The 14,033-nt window shown below is 67.3% G+C and carries 16 protein-coding genes; 6 read left to right on the top strand and 10 right to left on the bottom strand.

Annotated elements, in window-relative coordinates; translation table 11 throughout:
• Positions 1 to 42: 42 nt before the first annotated feature.
• A complete protein-coding gene (locus SPHPH_RS0112515) occupies positions 43 to 507 on the bottom strand; it encodes an NUDIX domain-containing protein (RefSeq protein WP_238303074.1) in 465 nt (154 codons plus the stop codon).
• Positions 508 to 607: 100 nt separating this feature from the next.
• Here SPHPH_RS0112515 and dcd point away from each other — a divergent pair, with 100 nt between their 5' ends.
• Positions 608 to 1,162 (top strand): dCTP deaminase, encoded by a 555-nt coding sequence (gene dcd / locus SPHPH_RS0112520; protein WP_028966986.1) that lies wholly within the window; start codon positions 608 to 610, stop codon positions 1,160 to 1,162.
• Between the two features lie 224 nt (positions 1,163 to 1,386).
• Here dcd and SPHPH_RS0112525 read toward each other — a convergent pair whose 3' ends face one another.
• The 5 genes from SPHPH_RS0112525 to SPHPH_RS0112545 all read right to left on the bottom strand — a co-directional run bounded on the left by SPHPH_RS0112525 (position 1,387) and on the right by SPHPH_RS0112545 (position 4,634).
• Entirely contained in the window at positions 1,387 to 1,737 is a 351-nt protein-coding gene (locus SPHPH_RS0112525) for a hypothetical protein (RefSeq protein WP_028966987.1), read from the bottom strand.
• 327 nt (positions 1,738 to 2,064) lie between these two features.
• On the bottom strand, positions 2,065 to 2,493 hold the full coding sequence (locus tag SPHPH_RS0112530) for an ExbD/TolR family protein (RefSeq protein ID WP_037488544.1): 429 nt from the start codon (positions 2,491 to 2,493) through the stop codon (positions 2,065 to 2,067).
• A gap of 16 nt (positions 2,494 to 2,509) precedes the next feature.
• Entirely contained in the window at positions 2,510 to 2,980 is a 471-nt protein-coding gene (locus SPHPH_RS0112535; protein ID WP_028966989.1) for an ExbD/TolR family protein, read from the bottom strand.
• A gap of 111 nt (positions 2,981 to 3,091) precedes the next feature.
• On the bottom strand, positions 3,092 to 3,889 hold the full coding sequence (locus SPHPH_RS0112540; protein ID WP_028966990.1) for a MotA/TolQ/ExbB proton channel family protein: 798 nt from the start codon (positions 3,887 to 3,889) through the stop codon (positions 3,092 to 3,094).
• A 70-nt stretch (positions 3,890 to 3,959) separates the two neighbouring features.
• Complete coding sequence (locus tag SPHPH_RS0112545; protein WP_028966991.1) at positions 3,960 to 4,634, bottom strand: energy transducer TonB; 675 nt, start codon at positions 4,632 to 4,634, stop codon at positions 3,960 to 3,962.
• Positions 4,635 to 4,858: 224 nt separating this feature from the next.
• Between SPHPH_RS0112545 and SPHPH_RS19740 the strand changes: the two genes are divergently transcribed.
• A complete protein-coding gene (locus tag SPHPH_RS19740) occupies positions 4,859 to 5,752 on the top strand; it encodes a hypothetical protein (RefSeq protein ID WP_051272999.1) in 894 nt (297 codons plus the stop codon).
• Here SPHPH_RS19740 and SPHPH_RS0112555 read toward each other — a convergent pair.
• Both SPHPH_RS0112555 and SPHPH_RS0112560 read right to left on the bottom strand, forming a co-directional pair.
• On the bottom strand, positions 5,727 to 6,107 hold the full coding sequence (locus tag SPHPH_RS0112555) for a dihydroneopterin aldolase (protein ID WP_028966992.1): 381 nt from the start codon (positions 6,105 to 6,107) through the stop codon (positions 5,727 to 5,729). The genes SPHPH_RS19740 and SPHPH_RS0112555 overlap by 26 nt on opposite strands.
• The gene (locus tag SPHPH_RS0112560; RefSeq protein WP_028966993.1) at positions 6,104 to 6,736 is read right to left on the bottom strand and encodes a glutathione S-transferase family protein; all 633 of its coding nucleotides are present in this window, start codon (positions 6,734 to 6,736) and stop codon (positions 6,104 to 6,106) included. Before SPHPH_RS0112560 ends, SPHPH_RS0112555 begins: the two co-directional genes overlap by 4 nt.
• Positions 6,737 to 6,826: 90 nt before the next feature.
• On the opposite strand from SPHPH_RS0112560, the gene SPHPH_RS0112565 reads away from it, so the two are divergent.
• From SPHPH_RS0112565 to SPHPH_RS0112580, 4 genes are all read left to right on the top strand, one after another.
• On the top strand, positions 6,827 to 7,327 hold the full coding sequence (locus SPHPH_RS0112565) for a GNAT family N-acetyltransferase (RefSeq protein WP_028966994.1): 501 nt from the start codon (positions 6,827 to 6,829) through the stop codon (positions 7,325 to 7,327).
• A 344-nt stretch (positions 7,328 to 7,671) separates the two neighbouring features.
• On the top strand, positions 7,672 to 8,232 hold the full coding sequence (locus SPHPH_RS0112570) for a DUF1285 domain-containing protein (protein ID WP_028966995.1): 561 nt from the start codon (positions 7,672 to 7,674) through the stop codon (positions 8,230 to 8,232).
• Positions 8,229 to 8,813, top strand: a complete 585-nt coding sequence (locus SPHPH_RS0112575) for a CoA pyrophosphatase (protein ID WP_028966996.1) — start codon at positions 8,229 to 8,231, stop codon at positions 8,811 to 8,813. Before SPHPH_RS0112570 ends, SPHPH_RS0112575 begins: the two co-directional genes overlap by 4 nt.
• Positions 8,801 to 9,997, top strand: a complete 1,197-nt coding sequence (locus SPHPH_RS0112580; protein WP_028966997.1) for a CCA tRNA nucleotidyltransferase — start codon at positions 8,801 to 8,803, stop codon at positions 9,995 to 9,997. Before SPHPH_RS0112575 ends, SPHPH_RS0112580 begins: the two co-directional genes overlap by 13 nt.
• Here SPHPH_RS0112580 and SPHPH_RS0112585 read toward each other — a convergent pair.
• Together SPHPH_RS0112585 and parC are read right to left on the bottom strand one after the other, a co-directional pair.
• Positions 9,967 to 11,634: an EAL domain-containing protein gene (locus SPHPH_RS0112585; protein WP_028966998.1), complete on the bottom strand. Its 1,668-nt coding sequence runs from the start codon at positions 11,632 to 11,634 to the stop codon at positions 9,967 to 9,969. The two genes, SPHPH_RS0112580 and SPHPH_RS0112585, sit on opposite strands and share 31 nt — an antisense overlap.
• A gap of 129 nt (positions 11,635 to 11,763) precedes the next feature.
• Positions 11,764 to 14,013: a DNA topoisomerase IV subunit A gene (gene parC / locus SPHPH_RS0112590; RefSeq protein ID WP_028966999.1), complete on the bottom strand. Its 2,250-nt coding sequence runs from the start codon at positions 14,011 to 14,013 to the stop codon at positions 11,764 to 11,766.
• Positions 14,014 to 14,033: the final 20 nt, after the last annotated feature.

Raw genomic sequence — 14,033 nt, forward strand, 5'->3', positions numbered from 1 at the left:
GGAGGGGCAAGGCCGTGGGGAGTGAGAATGAATCGCAAGGACCTACCAGTCCTTGCTACGCTCCCGGGCGCCGTTCCATTCCTCGATCCGCCGCCGTGTCGCTGGTGACAATGTGGCCGGCAGATCGCCAAGCGGATGAAACGCCGCCTCGGCCAATTCGCGGCCGTCCGGCACCGGCGTGTCGTCGGTCTGCGCGGTAAAAAGGAAGACGGTGTCACGTCGCCCTTCGGTTCGCGATTCGTATCGCGCCACGATTCTCAGCCCACGGGCGATGCAGCCAGTCTCCTCGCGCAGCTCGCGGGCAGCCGCCGTCTCCGGCGTCTCGGCACGCGCAATCCCACCGCCGGGCAGCATGTGCAGGTCGCTACGGCCATAGCGGTGCCGGGCCAGTAACACGCGTCCGTCGCGGTCGAACACCAGCAGCTTCACCCCGCGCGTCCGCCAACGCAGCAGCGCCATCGCGCAGCGACGCACCCGGTAAGCCAACGGCAGGATCAGGCGCAGCATGCGCGCGACAATAGCGTTATGGATGGCACCGGAACAGCGATGCGCCTTGCACCGCGCGCGTTCAGCCGCGAAAGCGCGTACGTTCGAGGGGAATTGCCGTATGTCCGTCATGTCCGACCGCTGGATTCGCGACCGTGCGCTTGCCGACGGGATGATCGAGCCGTTCGTCGAGTCGCAACGCCGCGACGGCTGCATCAGCTACGGGCTGTCGAGCTACGGCTATGACGCGCGCGTGGCGGACGAGTTCAAGATCTTCACCAACGTCGACAACGCGCTGGTCGACCCGAAGGATTTCGCGGCGAACAGCTTCGTCGACCGCAAGACCGACGTGTGCATCATTCCGCCCAACAGCTTCGCGCTGGCGCGGACGGTCGAATATTTCCGCGTGCCGCGCGACGTGCTGGTGATCTGCCTCGGCAAGTCAACCTATGCGCGCTGCGGAATCATCGTCAACGTCACCCCGCTCGAACCCGGCTGGGAGGGGCATGTGACGCTTGAATTCTCGAATACGACGCCGCTGCCCGCCAAGATCTACGCTAATGAGGGCGCCTGCCAATTCCTGTTCTTGTCCGGCAACGAGCCGTGCGAGACGAGCTACGCCGATCGGGCCGGCAAATACATGGGCCAGCGCGGCGTGACCTTGCCGCGACTCTGACGTCGGGTCGCGTTGCTGCGGGTGCGCAGGCGTGACCGGTGCCTTGAGAGGAAGCCACTCGTGGATTCGAGTGCTCGGGCGAGATAGCGATCATCGCGGGCTATGTCCGGCGATGCGACCAACTCTGTGAATGCCGAAGCCACGTCCGAACCTCGGATGGTGGCCGACCTGTCAGGCCGTGTCGCTAGGGCAACATTAGTTGCCTTAGGAACACGATAGGCTCCTCAGCGCGTTGCCATCGCTGTGGTCAGACGCGCCATGCCAGTCCGGGCCAGTTGATGCGACGTCCGCACGCTGCCGTCCGCCAGATCCATCGCCACCGCGTCGCGATCGAGCACATCGGCATAGAGCGCGCGCGCCTGCGCCTCGCGCCCGGTACGCGCGTAAACTGCCGCCAAATTCAGCATCAACTCAGGACGTTCCGGAAAAATCGCGCGCTCAGCCGTGATCGTCTGCTCGGCTTTGGCGAGACTGCCCGCCGCAATCGCCTGATAGCCGACACGGTCTTTGGCGACCGCCGGGGTCGCCATCGCGGTGGCCAGCACCACTGCCGAAAGCATCAACTTGCTGCCCATATCACCCTCCTATGAAGCCGCCGCGTCGATGAGCGCGTTACGGTTTTATGACATGAAGGTGTCATTTAATTGACATGATCGCAAGTAGGTTTTGCAAAGTAAGGACGAGCCATCGGGATGGCTGAACGCTTAATGATGCGAGGCTCGGGCTTGGGCCGCTCCTTCTCGCACAACGTGATAGCCGCGTGAGTCACACCAGCAAGCGTCCGCAAGGGACGGATTGCCGTAGCCGTCCGGCCCGATGATCTCAGCCAAGGAATCGCAACGAAAAAGGGCGGCCCCGCAGGACCGCCCATCATCGTTCAGAATGACCGATCGCCGCGGCGATCAGAAATCCTTGTAATATTGCTCGTTGCCGACGAAGCCGAGCTTCGTGACGTTCGAGCGCTTGATGTCCGCCAGCGTCTGGTCGACCACGTCATAGCGGGTCGCCGGATCGGGCTGGAACTGAAGTTCCGGCTCCGGGCTCATCGCCGCCGATTGATCGAGATACTGGCGCAGCACGGTCGAATTGACCGGCGTGCCGTTCCAGGTGATCCCGCCCGCGGCGTCGATCGCGATCTTGTTCTTGATCGGATCGACCGGTGGCTTCTGCGCCTTCGGATCGTTGACCGGCAGGTCGACCTTCACCGCATGCGTCGGGACCGGGAGGGTGATGATGAACATGATGAGGAGCACGAGCATGACGTCGATCAACGGCGTCGTGTTCATGTCCATCATCGGCTCGCCGTCATCGCGGCCTGCACTCATTGCCATGTCAGCTACTCCTCGCTCAGGCGCCGCCGCCCTTGGGCTGCGAAATGAACCCGACCTTGGCGAAGCCGGCCATCTGCATGTTGTAGATCGTACCGGCGACACAGCGCCACGGCGTGCCGACGTCGGCGCGGACATGCGCCTCGGGCAGTTCGAGGTCCGGGTTGCCCGGGCCGCCCTGACGATCGATCTCGGTCTTCAGCTTGGCAACCGCGCGGTCCAGCAGTTCCTGATGGGTCACCGGGGTAATACCCCAATAGACCTGGCAGGTGCCGTTGTTGCCCATCACCGAAAGCGAGACGTTCTCGGGCTTGGTCGTGGTCGGGTCGAAGACGACGCTGGGCAGCTTGATGCCCTTCACCGTCTGGATGGCGACCGGCACCGCGATCAGGAAGATGATGAGGAGCACCAGCATGACGTCCACGAGGGGCGTCGTGTTGATGTCCGACATCGGGGATTCAGCGGAATCTCCGCCAACGCTCATCGCCATCAGGCTATCCTATTCTCTCGTTCCGCCGGGCCGGGCCGCGGGGCGCGGGACCGGTACGGCGGCAGGTGATCGACGGGGCCGCCGTACGACGGCCCCGCGTATCCCTTCGCCTTACGGGCGGGTCTGCACGCCACCGGTCTGGCCGGCGGTCGTGGTCGCCCCGACCGGCTTGGCCGGCGCCTTGGCGGTGGTGGTCGTCGCACCGATCGACGGGCGGACCGCACCGTTCGAGGCGAGGAAGCCCAGCACGTCGTTCGAGAAGGCCGACAGGTCTTCCGCAATCGACTTGTTGCGACGCTGCAGCCAGTTGTACGCCAGCACCGCCGGGACCGCGACGACCAGGCCGAGCGCGGTCATGATGAGCGCCTCACCGACCGGACCCGCGACCTTGTCGATCGACGGATCGCCCGACGCACCGATCTTGATCAGCGCGCGGTAGATGCCGACGACGGTACCGAACAGACCGATGAACGGCGAGGTCGCACCGACGGTCGCGAGGAACGCCAGACCGCCGCCGAGCTTCGAGTTGATCGCCGCTTCCGAACGCGCCAGCGAACCGTGCAGCCAGTCGTGCGCCTCGACCGGATCGGTCAGCTTCGAGTGCTGCTCCTGCGCCGCCAGGCCGTCGTCGACCAGCTGCTTGTAGGCGGAGTTCTTCTCCAGCTTCGCCGAGCCCTCGCGCAGCGAGGTGCTGTTCCAGAAGTTCGACCGGACGCGCTTCGCCTGGTTGATGATCTTCTGCTGCTCGAACAGCTTCGAGAAGAGGATGTAGAAGGACACAACCGACATCACCACCAGGATGGTGAAAACCGACTGCGAGATGATGCCGCCTTCCTTCAGCGCCTGCTGCAGGCCGAACTGGTTCTCGGCTGCCGCGGTCCCACCCGCGGCGAGGATGTTGATGATCATTCGGTGTCTTCCTTAAGCCAGATAAGTTGTCGGCCGGCGATTTTGGTCCGCGCGGCCAGGGTCACGCGGATCAATTCTGTGGCAGCACCCATCGCACCGGCAGCGTGTAGCTGGAGACGATCGGGTTGCCGCCCGCATCCTGCGCGGGCGAGAAACGCACGCGGCTCTTGGCGATGCGGCAGGTCGCCTGGTCGAGCGCCGAGGAGTTGCTCGACGTGGTGACCACGCAGTCGGTGACGCGCCCGTCGGTGCCCACCGTCAGCTTCGCGACGACACGCCCCTGCTCCTCGGCGCGGATGGCCGAAGGCGGATAGTTGTCGGCACCGAAGAACTGGCCGGGGTTACCCTTCAGACCGGCAGCCTTGCTGACCGCAGGCGGAGCCGGCGGAGCGGGCGGCGCTGGCGGAGCGGGCGGCGCGACCGTCGGCGTGGCCACATAGACCGGCGGCGGGGTCGGCACCGTCGCGACCGTCACGGGCGGCGGATTCGGATTCTGCACGATCGGCGGCGGCGACACCACCGGCGGCGGCGTCATCGGCGTGTCGGGCGGCGGGGGCGGCGGCTCCTCCGGCGGCGGGGGCGGTGGCTCCTCGACGTCGAACGTGTTCAGCTTCTCGACCTGCTTCTTGACGAAATTCGTCGCGAGGCCGGTTATGAAGGCATAGCCAAGGGCAACGTGGATCAGCGCGACGATTACCAGCGCGCCAACCTTGCCCCCGCTCATCTTCTGGTCAGAATAGGCCATTCAGCAACGAAACTCCCTCATCCTGCGGCCCGTGGCGTGACCGGATCGGAATCCGGCCGGGTTGTTTACCTTTCCGTAGCGCCCAATAGGCTACCACAGACACACAAGTCCTATCGCGCGCCTTTTGGGAGCGCAAACGCTTTGTCGGACGCAACAAACGTACAGCCGGACTGCGACGTTTTTATTTCTGTATCGTTTGCGCGCCCGCGTCTATCCCATGCGTTATGACGAAGCGCATTTTTTTCCTGTTTTCCGCCGCCGCGCTGCTGGCCCCCGTGATCGCGCCCGGCGCTTCCCTAGCGCAGCAAACGCCTATTGCCGCGCCGGTTGCACCGGAGCTGGGCTATGCTGACCTCGCCGATCTGGTGATCGCCAGCCCGCTGGTCGTGGACGCCACGATTCGCTCAGCGTCGCGAATCAAGGGCGCAGAGGCGGCCGGCCTGGCTGCGGGCAAGACGCGCTTCTACGTCGAGGCGGATGTGACGACCCTGGTGCGCGGCGCCACCGCGATCCCGGCCAGGGTCGGCTGGGTGGTCGATGTAGCGCCGGATTGGCGCGGCCGCGTGCCGTCGCTCAAGAAACGCCGCGTGCTCGCCTTTGCACGTCCCGTTGCGGGACAGGCGGGTCAAATCCAGTTGGTCGAACCCGGCGCGCAACATGACTGGAGTCATGCGCTGGAGCAGCGCGTGCGTGCCGTCGCATCCGAGATCGCCGCGCCGGACGCGCCGCCGATCATCACCGACGTCGGCAATGCGTTCCATGTCCCGGGCGCACTCCCCGGGGAGGGCGAGACGCAGATCTTCCTGCGCACGCGCGACAATCGGCCGGCGGCCCTGTCGATCCTCCGCCGCCCCGGCGAGCAGCCACGCTGGTCGGTTGCGCTAAGTGAGATCATCGACGATTCGGCCCCGACGCCGAAGCGCGACACCTTGCTCTGGTATCGCCTGGCCTGCGCGCTGCCAGCGACGCTGCCGGAGCGCAGCACCGCCTCGCTGGGGCCGGAGGATGCGACGCAGGCGCAGGCCGATTACGCCTATGTGATCGAGCAGCTCGGCCCCTGCCGCGCCGCGCCGCCGGCTGCCGCAGCACCGGTCAGCGGCGGTGCCGGACCAATGTGACGCCGATCGCCTCGCTCGCCTCGGCGATGGCGAGCTTGATGATCTTCACTTTCACCCGCCGGACACGCTGATCCTGAAGGAACAGCGTCTCGGCGATATGATCCGCCACCGCCTCGATCAGCGTGAAATGCCCGGCTGTCGACAGCGCGTCGGTCGCGGCATATTTGAGATCGAGGTAATTCTTCGATGCCGACAGCGGCGTGTCGGGCGCATAATGCGCCGGCGCGTCCAGCAGAACTGTCAGCGAGATTTGCAGCGGCTGCGGCAGGTGCGTCTCTTCGGAATAGATGCCGGTCAGCACCTGCACCTCAAGGTCGTGAACCTCGAGTTCGAGCGTGTCGGGAGCAAAGCTCATGCCGCGGCACTCGGTCGCGCGGTGGCCGCCTCGTACCAGCGCTGCGCATGAACCGCCTCGTCCGGTAACGCTAGCTTCGCGGCACGCGCGAAATCGACCGTCACCAACGCCGTGATATCGGCGAAGCTGTAGCGATCCCCCGCCAGCCACTCGCTCTCCGCCAGTCGTGCATCCAGCGTGTCGACGAACGTCCGCCACATCAGCCGCCCGCGCTCGGCAAGCGCCGGAATCTGTTCGAGCCGCGGCCAATGTCCTGCCTCGGCATGGCCGTGAAAGCGCGCGGCCGTATTGCGCAACGCATAGACGACGCCGGTATAGCCCTCCGACTCGACACGGCGCGTCCACGCCGCCACCCGCGCGATCTCCACCGGGCGGGTGCCGAACAGCGGCGGCTCGGGATGGAGCGCCTCGAAGAATCGGCAGATCGCGGTCGAATCGCCGATCACCTCGCCATCGTCCAGCTCCAGCGCAGGCACCGTTCCGCGCGGATTGATCGCCAGAAACGCCGGCGCCAGATGCTCGCCCGCCTGCAGGTCGACGGCGACACGCTCGACGGAGATCGCCTTCTCGGCCAGATAGATGCGCACCCTGCGCGGGCTGGGCGCGCGCTCGGTGTCGTAAAGCTTCATTCGGTCAACCCGGTTGCGTTCGATCGCCACCCCGCTAAAGCGCCCGCGCCCGGGCGTCCACCTCGATCGCGGGCAGGAGGAAGCGCAGGCGTGATCCAGATGGTGCCGATCGCCGCGGTTGCCGATGCGGCCGTGGAGCAATTGCTCGACCGCGCGTTCGGCCACGACCGGCACGCGCGCACCGCCTATCGCCTCCGTGCCGGAACGCAGGCGATCCCGGAGCTGAGCTTCGCGCTGATCGAGGGCAACGTCCTGCTCGGGTCGATCCAATGCTGGCCGGTTCAGCTGGAGGGCGACGATGGCGCCGTGTGGCCGCTGGTGCTGGTCGGTCCCGTCGCGATCGTTCCAGAACGGCAGCAGGAGGGGCTGGGCCGGCGGCTGATGGAGGCCGCACTGGCGGCCGCTGCGGATGGGCCGCCGCTGACGCTGATCGGAGACCCCGAATATTACGGCCGCTTCTTCGGCTTCGATGCGGCGGCGACCGCCGCGTGGCGGCTGCCCGGCCCGGTCGAGCGCCATCGCCTGCTCGCGCGCGGCTTGAGCGTCCCCGCCGCCGGCCTGCTCGGCCCCCGTCGCCACGCACTCGCCTGACCTTTACCCCACGCCACCCGCACCCTAGGGTCTATACTCGATCGCAACAAGGATCGTGATCGCCCGTGGAAGGCCGCCCACGAGGAGCGCGGCGCAGTCGGGTAGCAGAGCTACCCGCAAGCAAGCGACGAAGCTGGGCGGCCTTCCACGGGCGACCGCTCCGCGGCAGGCGGATTTTGGTGCCATGCTGCGTCGGGGCTCCCCGCAAAGTACTACTTTGCGGGGGCCCGGCCGCGCATCGGTCACGATGCGAGAGCATCGCTCCCTCCTTGCTCCTTGCCTGGCGCCAAAATCCGCTCCGTCACGACCTTGTTGCGATTGAGTATAGACCCTAGGTGAACGCGATGCCGATGGCACCGCCTCCCGACTTCGACACGCTGACCATTGCCGACATCGCGCGGCTTGCGGACGGCGACCGGCTCCCGCCGATGGAGCGCTGGCATCCACAGCATTGCGGCGACAGCGAGATGCGGATAGCGCGCGACGGGACATGGTACCATCAGGGCGCACCGATCACGCGGCCCGCGATGGTCCGCGCGTTCAGCCGTATCCTGCGTCGTGAGCCGGATGGCGGTTATGTGCTGGTCACGCCGGTCGAAAAGCTCGACATCGTGGTCGAGGACGCACCGTTCGTCGCGCTGGAACTGAAGGCGGAGGGCGAAGGCCGCGACGCGACGCTCGCGTTCCGGCTCAACACGGGCGAGGTCGTCACCGCCTCCGCGGCACATCCGCTGCGTTTGGAGGAACGGGATGACGGCCCCCATCCCTACGTGCACGTGCGCGGCGGGCTGGAGGCGTTGATCGCGCGGCCGGTCTTCTACGAACTCGCCGAGCGCGCGCTGGCCGGCGATGACGCCGCACCGGGTGTGTGGAGTGCCGGCACGTTCTTCGCGCTGCAATCGTGACGTTGGCCGAGCGGCTGGCCGCAGCGCTGACCCGCGATTCGGCAGCGGCAGTGACGGGGGACGACCACGATCATCCCGCCGGTGCGGTGCTCACCCCGGCTGCGGTGCTGGTCGCGATCACCGACCGACCCGCCCCCGGCGTGCTGCTGACCCAGCGCACCGAGACGTTGCGCCGCCACGCCGGCCAGGTCGCCTTTCCCGGTGGGCGACTCGACCCCGGCGAGGATGCCGTCACCGCTGCGCTCCGCGAGGCCGAGGAGGAAATCGCGCTGCCGCGCGCGGCGGTGAACGTGATCGGCATCGCCGATCCGTATCGCACCGGTACCGGCTATGCTATCACACCGGTCGTCGGGATCGTCCCGCCCGATCTGCCGCTCGTGGCTAGCGAGGCGGAAGTCGCCGCGGTGTTCGAGGTCCCACTGGCCTTCCTGCTCGATCCGGCAAACCAGCGCGCGGCGCATGCCGTCTATCAGGGGCGCGAGCGCCGCTTCGTGGAGATGATGTGGAACGATTGGCGTATCTGGGGCGCGACGGCGGGGATGATCGTGAACCTGTCGCGGCGGCTGCAATGGCCGGCATGACGCTGCCCGACGCACCGTGGCGCGCGCGCCCGGGGCTCGACCGGCTGATCGCGGCGCTCGACGGTGCGGGCGGCATGGCGCGCTGGGTCGGCGGTGCGGTGCGCGACTCGCTGCTCGAGCTGCCGGTCGCCGACATCGATCTGGCGACGCGCTTCGCGCCCGAAGAGGTCGTGCGACGGCTGGAAGCGGCGGGAATCAAGGCAGTGCCGACCGGAATCGCGCACGGCACCATCACGGCGGTCAGCGACCGGACCGTCGTCGAGGTCACGACGCTGCGCCGCGACGTCGCCACCGACGGGCGACACGCGGTGGTCGCCTTCTCCGACGACTGGCGCGAGGATGCGGCGCGGCGCGACTTCACGATGAACGCGCTCTACGCCGATCCGCTGACCGGCGAGCTGTTCGACTGGTTCGGCGGGCTCGCCGATCTCGCCGCGCGCCGCGTGCGCTTCATCGGCGATCCGTATCGCCGCATCGCCGAGGATCACCTGCGCATCCTGCGCTTCTTCCGCTTCCACGCCCGCTTCGGCGATGCGATCGACGCCGAGGGGCTGGAGGCGTGCGTCGCGCGCGCCAACGACCTGATGGCGCTGAGCCGCGAACGGATCGCCGCCGAGTTGCTCAAGCTGCTGGTCGCGCCCGCCGCGGTTCAGGTAGTCACCCTGATGGAAGCGCGCGGCATCTTCCGCCCCGTTCTGCCCGAGATCGATGCCTTGGGTGTCGCGCGGCTGACCGAACTGGCCGCACGCGAGGTGGCGGCGGGGGTTGCCCCCGATGCGATCCGGCGGCTCGCCGCGCTGGTCGCGCCCGCGACGGCCGAGGCGGTGGGCGCCCGGCTCAAACTGTCGAACAACGATCGCAAGCGGCTGATCCAGGCCACGGCCGGGCCGGGTGATGAGGGTGCACGCGCGCTCGGCTACCGCGCCGGGATCGAAAGCGCGATCGACCGGCTGCTGCTCGCCGGTGCCGATCCTCGCGACCTCCTCGGCTGGGACCGCCCACCGCTGCCGATCGGCGGCGGCGCTTTGGTCGCGCGCGGGCTGGCGAAGGGACCGGACGTCGCGCGGACGCTGCGCGCGGTCGAGGATCGCTGGATTGCGGAAGGCTTTCCGGGGGTCGACCGCGCCGCCGCGATCGCCGACGAGGCCGTCGATCAGGCGTTGCGTTCGCGCAGAAACGCGTAAGCAGCGCCGGGCTCCAGCGGCCGGGCGTAGGCATAGCCCTGCCCGAAGGTACAGCCGAGCGCGGCGAGCGTCTGGCCCACGTCGATGCCCTCGATCCCCTCGGCCACTGTCTCCATCCCCAGCGCTTGGGACAGGCCGAGGATCGCGCGGACGATCGCCACCTTGTCCCGGTCGGTCAGCAACCCGGTCACGAAGCTGCGATCGATCTTCAGGATGTCGATCGGCAGTTTCTGAAGCGAGGCGAGATTCGAGAATCCGGTCCCGAAATCGTCCATCGCGATCGTGACGCCGGTCTCCTTCAACCCGGTCAGCACGCGCGCGATCTGGTCCGGATCGTTGATCAGCGCGCTTTCGGTGATCTCCAGCTTCAGTCGCGCACCCGCCAACCCCGAATCTTGGAGCGCACACCGCACGACCTCCGCGATCGCATCGCGCTGCAACTGGATCGGCGACAGGTTCACCGACACCGTCACGCCGCAATAGCCCCCGGAACGCCGATCCCAATCGGCCAGCGTGCGCAGCGCGCTGTCCAGCGCCCAGCGGCCCAGTGGCACGATCAGCCCCGATTCCTCGGCGACCGGGATGAAGCGGCTCGGTTCGTGGCGGACGCCGTGTTCGTCGGTCCAGCGCGCCAGTGCCTCGAACCCGCTGACGCGCCCGGTCTGCAGATCGCAGATCGGCTGATAAACGAGGTTCAACTGCTCGCTCTCGATCGCGCGGCGTAGCGATGTCTCCATCGCGAACTCGGCGCGCGCCGAGTCGAGTGCGCGCGTCTGGTACGATTCGGCGTTCTTGGTCGCCTTGGACTTCTTCATCGCCACTTGCGCGTGGCGGATGACGTCCTCGGCATCGGTCACCTCGGCGTCGCCGAATGCGATCCCGATCGCGCACGAGACGCGCAATTCGTATTCGCTCAACCGGAACGGCGTGGCCAGCGCGTCGCGGATGCGCCGGGCGACCTGATCGGCCTCCGAGCGATCCGAATCGATCGTCAGCAGCACGCCGAACTCGTCGCCGCCGGTGCGCGCCAGCGTGTCGCCGCTGCGCAGCGCGCCCTTGATCCGCCGCGCCACGGTGATCAGCAATTCGTCCCCGGTCAGCGATCCAAGGCACGCATTGAAGCGGCTGAAGCGATCGAGATCGACCATCAGCACCGCCCAGCAGGCGTTGCCCTGCACGATGCTCGCCTCCAGCGCGTCGGTGAAGCCGCCACGATTGGGCAGCCCGGTCAGGCTGTCGGTCGACATCTCGCGGCGCAGCGTCTCTTCGGTGCGCACCTCGGCGGTCTGGTCGACGAACGAAGCGATGCACGCCTGATCGGCACGATGCGGCAGCCGTGACAGCGTCAGGCGGTAATGCCGTCGTTCGACCACCGCCCCCGTCTGCCAGTCGCGCTCCTCATTCTCGGCCCCGGAGGCGAGAAACGCTTCGACGATCGGCTTCAGGTTTGGCTCGTCGATCAACCGCGCCCGGGTGAAGGCGCGATTGAACGTCTCGAACCGTGCGCCCCCCTTGCTTAACGACATCAGCGCGAGGGGGATCGGAACCAGCTCCAGCGACCCCTGATTCGCGATCACGTCGGCCGACTCGGGCAGAGTCACCAGGTGCCGGGTCAGCCATGTCGCACGCGTTGCCATCGCCGACCCGACTAAGGCCGAAGAGTTAAGGTCGGCTTTAAGACCACTCCGCTGCGCCCTGGCGATCGATACGCCACCGATACGATCATACTCATCGACGGTGATCGGATGGTTAACGCTACCGCAGGGTCAAAAACGATTGTCTCGCGGAAAGCCGTTGGGTGGCATCCGCCCCGCCGCGCCGCGTGCCGTGCGCCATTGCGACAGGTCCGTCTCAGTCCGCGTCCGCCCGCTGTCGCCGCCCATCGCCCAGCTCAGCCCCTCGGCGAACACCAATGTCCGCGCATCCGCCAGCCCGCCATCGCGATAGCGTTGCAATTGCACCCCCTGCCCGCGGGTCATCTCGGGCAGGTCGGCGATCGGGAACAGCGCCAGCTTGCGATTGTCGCCGATCACCGCGACATAATCGTCGGCGGGCGCGACCGGGCGGACCACCGCCAGCGTCGCGCCGGCACGCGGCGTCACCACCGTCTTGCCCTTGCGCGTTTCCGCGATCACCTCGCCAACCGGCACGATGAACCCGCGCCCGTCGCTCGCCACCACCAGCAGCCGCGCCGCACGCGTCGCGCTCAGGAACGCGACGATCGGCACGCTGCCGTCGAGATCGATCGACGCGCGCACCGGCTCGCCGAACCCGCGCCCGCCCGGCAATTTGTCGGCCGCAAGCGTGAAGAACCGCCCGTTCCCCGCCGCGAGCAGCAATTTGTCGGTCGTCTGCGCATGGAAGGCGAAGGCCGGGCCATCGCCCTCCTTGAACTTCAGCGTCTCGGGCGCGGACAGGTCGACATGCCCCTTCATCGCGCGGATCCAGCCGCGCGCCGACAGGATCACGCTGATCGGCTCGCGTTCGATCATCGCCTCCAGCGGGATGTCGCGCGCCACCGCCTGTTCGCGCAGCTCGGTCCGCCGCTTGCCGAGCGCGGTCTCGGGCCCGTAACGGTCGCGCACCTTGCGGAAATCGGCCTTCAGCCGCGTGCGCTGCTTCGCTTCCGAACCGAGCAAGGCGGTCAGCGTCGCCTGCTCCTTCTCCAACGCCGCCTGCTCGCGCTTCAGCTCCATCTCCTCCAGCCGTCGCAGCGAGCGCAACCGCATGTTGAGGATCGCCTCGGCCTGCCGGTCGGTCAGCTGGAATTCGGCGATCATCACCGCCTTGGGCTCGTCCTCGGTGCGGATGATCTCGATTACGCGGTCGAGATTGAGGAACGCGACGATGTAGCCGCCGACCAGCTCAAGCCGGTCGGCGATCTTGCCCAGCCGGTGCTCGGTACGGCGTTGCAGCACCACGAATTGATGCTCGACCCACGCTGCCAGTGCGGCGCGCAGCGACATGACGCGCGGCGTCCGCTCCTTGTCGAGCACGTTGAGGTTGAGCGGGACGCGGGTCTCCAGATCGGACAGCCGAAACAAGCCGTCCATCAGCACCTGCGCATCGACGGTGCGGCTGCGCGGCTCCAGCACGATCCGCACCTGCTCGTCCGATTCGTCGCGGACGTCGGCGAGGATCGGCAGCTTCTTGTCCTCAATCAGCGCCGCCAGCTGCTCGATCAATTTGCCCTTGGCGACGCCGTAAGGAATTTCCGAGACGACCAGATGCCAGCCGCCGCCCTTTTCGGCGATCTTCTCGATCCGCGCGCGCACCCGGAACGCGCCGCGCCCGGTCGCATAAGCCTCGGCGATGATCGCGGGCGCGTCGACCAGCAGCCCGCCGGTCGGAAAGTCCGGTCCCTTCACATGCTCGAGGATCGCCGCATCGTCGGCGTCAGGCCGGTCGACCAGCAGGATCGCGGCGTCCATCAGCTCGGCGGCATTGTGCGGCGGGACGCTCGTCGCCATCCCGACCGCGATCCCGCTCGCCCCGTTCGCGAGCAGATTGGGGAAGGCGCCGGGGAACAGCTCGGGCTCCTGCTCCTCGCCATTATAGGTCGGGCGAAACTCGGTCGCATCCTCGTCCAGCCCGTCCATCAGGTCGATCGCGACCTGCGTCAGACGCGCCTCGGTGTAGCGATAGGCCGCGGCGTTATCGCCGTCGATGTTGCCGAAATTGCCCTGCCCGTCGACCAGCGGGTAACGGAGCGCGAAATCCTGCGCCAACCGCACCATCGCGTCATAGACCGACTGGTCGCCGTGCGGATGGTATTTACCGATCACGTCACCGACGACGCGCGCGCACTTCTTGTACCCCGAGGCCGGATCGAGCTTGAGCAACCGCATCGCCCACAGCAGCCGCCTGTGCACAGGCTTCAGCCCGTCCCGCACGTCGGGCAGCGACCGCGCGGTGATCGTGGACAGCGCATAGACGAGATACCGCTCGCTCAGCGCGCTGTCGAACGGCGCGTCGAGGATGCCGATCGGGGGATTGTCGGAAAGGTCGGTGGCCATGTCGCCTGGGGTGGTAGCAG

Source organism: Sphingomonas phyllosphaerae FA2, assembly GCF_000427645.1.
Classification (GTDB): Bacteria; Pseudomonadota; Alphaproteobacteria; order Sphingomonadales; family Sphingomonadaceae; genus Sphingomonas; species Sphingomonas phyllosphaerae.

What these genes read in the sequence shown, in the direction of transcription:
- SPHPH_RS0112545 (WP_028966991.1), bottom strand. Translation starts at nt 4,634, where the DNA reads ATGGCCTATTCTGACCAGAAGATGAGCGGGGGCAAGGTTGGCGCGCTG.
- SPHPH_RS0112515 (WP_238303074.1), bottom strand. Translation starts at nt 507, where the DNA reads ATGCTGCGCCTGATCCTGCCGTTGGCTTACCGGGTGCGTCGCTGCGCG.
- parC (WP_028966999.1), bottom strand. Translation starts at nt 14,013, where the DNA reads ATGGCCACCGACCTTTCCGACAATCCCCCGATCGGCATCCTCGACGCG.
- SPHPH_RS0112535 (WP_028966989.1), bottom strand. Translation starts at nt 2,980, where the DNA reads ATGGCGATGAGCGTTGGCGGAGATTCCGCTGAATCCCCGATGTCGGAC.
- SPHPH_RS0112580 (WP_028966997.1), top strand. Translation starts at nt 8,801, where the DNA reads ATGGCCGGCATGACGCTGCCCGACGCACCGTGGCGCGCGCGCCCGGGG.
- SPHPH_RS0112560 (WP_028966993.1), bottom strand. Translation starts at nt 6,736, where the DNA reads ATGAAGCTTTACGACACCGAGCGCGCGCCCAGCCCGCGCAGGGTGCGC.
- SPHPH_RS19740 (WP_051272999.1), top strand. Translation starts at nt 4,859, where the DNA reads ATGACGAAGCGCATTTTTTTCCTGTTTTCCGCCGCCGCGCTGCTGGCC.
- SPHPH_RS0112525 (WP_028966987.1), bottom strand. Translation starts at nt 1,737, where the DNA reads ATGGGCAGCAAGTTGATGCTTTCGGCAGTGGTGCTGGCCACCGCGATG.
- SPHPH_RS0112530 (WP_037488544.1), bottom strand. Translation starts at nt 2,493, where the DNA reads ATGGCAATGAGTGCAGGCCGCGATGACGGCGAGCCGATGATGGACATG.
- dcd (WP_028966986.1), top strand. Translation starts at nt 608, where the DNA reads ATGTCCGTCATGTCCGACCGCTGGATTCGCGACCGTGCGCTTGCCGAC.
- SPHPH_RS0112540 (WP_028966990.1), bottom strand. Translation starts at nt 3,889, where the DNA reads ATGATCATCAACATCCTCGCCGCGGGTGGGACCGCGGCAGCCGAGAAC.
- SPHPH_RS0112585 (WP_028966998.1), bottom strand. Translation starts at nt 11,634, where the DNA reads ATGGCAACGCGTGCGACATGGCTGACCCGGCACCTGGTGACTCTGCCC.
- SPHPH_RS0112555 (WP_028966992.1), bottom strand. Translation starts at nt 6,107, where the DNA reads ATGAGCTTTGCTCCCGACACGCTCGAACTCGAGGTTCACGACCTTGAG.
- SPHPH_RS0112570 (WP_028966995.1), top strand. Translation starts at nt 7,672, where the DNA reads ATGCCGATGGCACCGCCTCCCGACTTCGACACGCTGACCATTGCCGAC.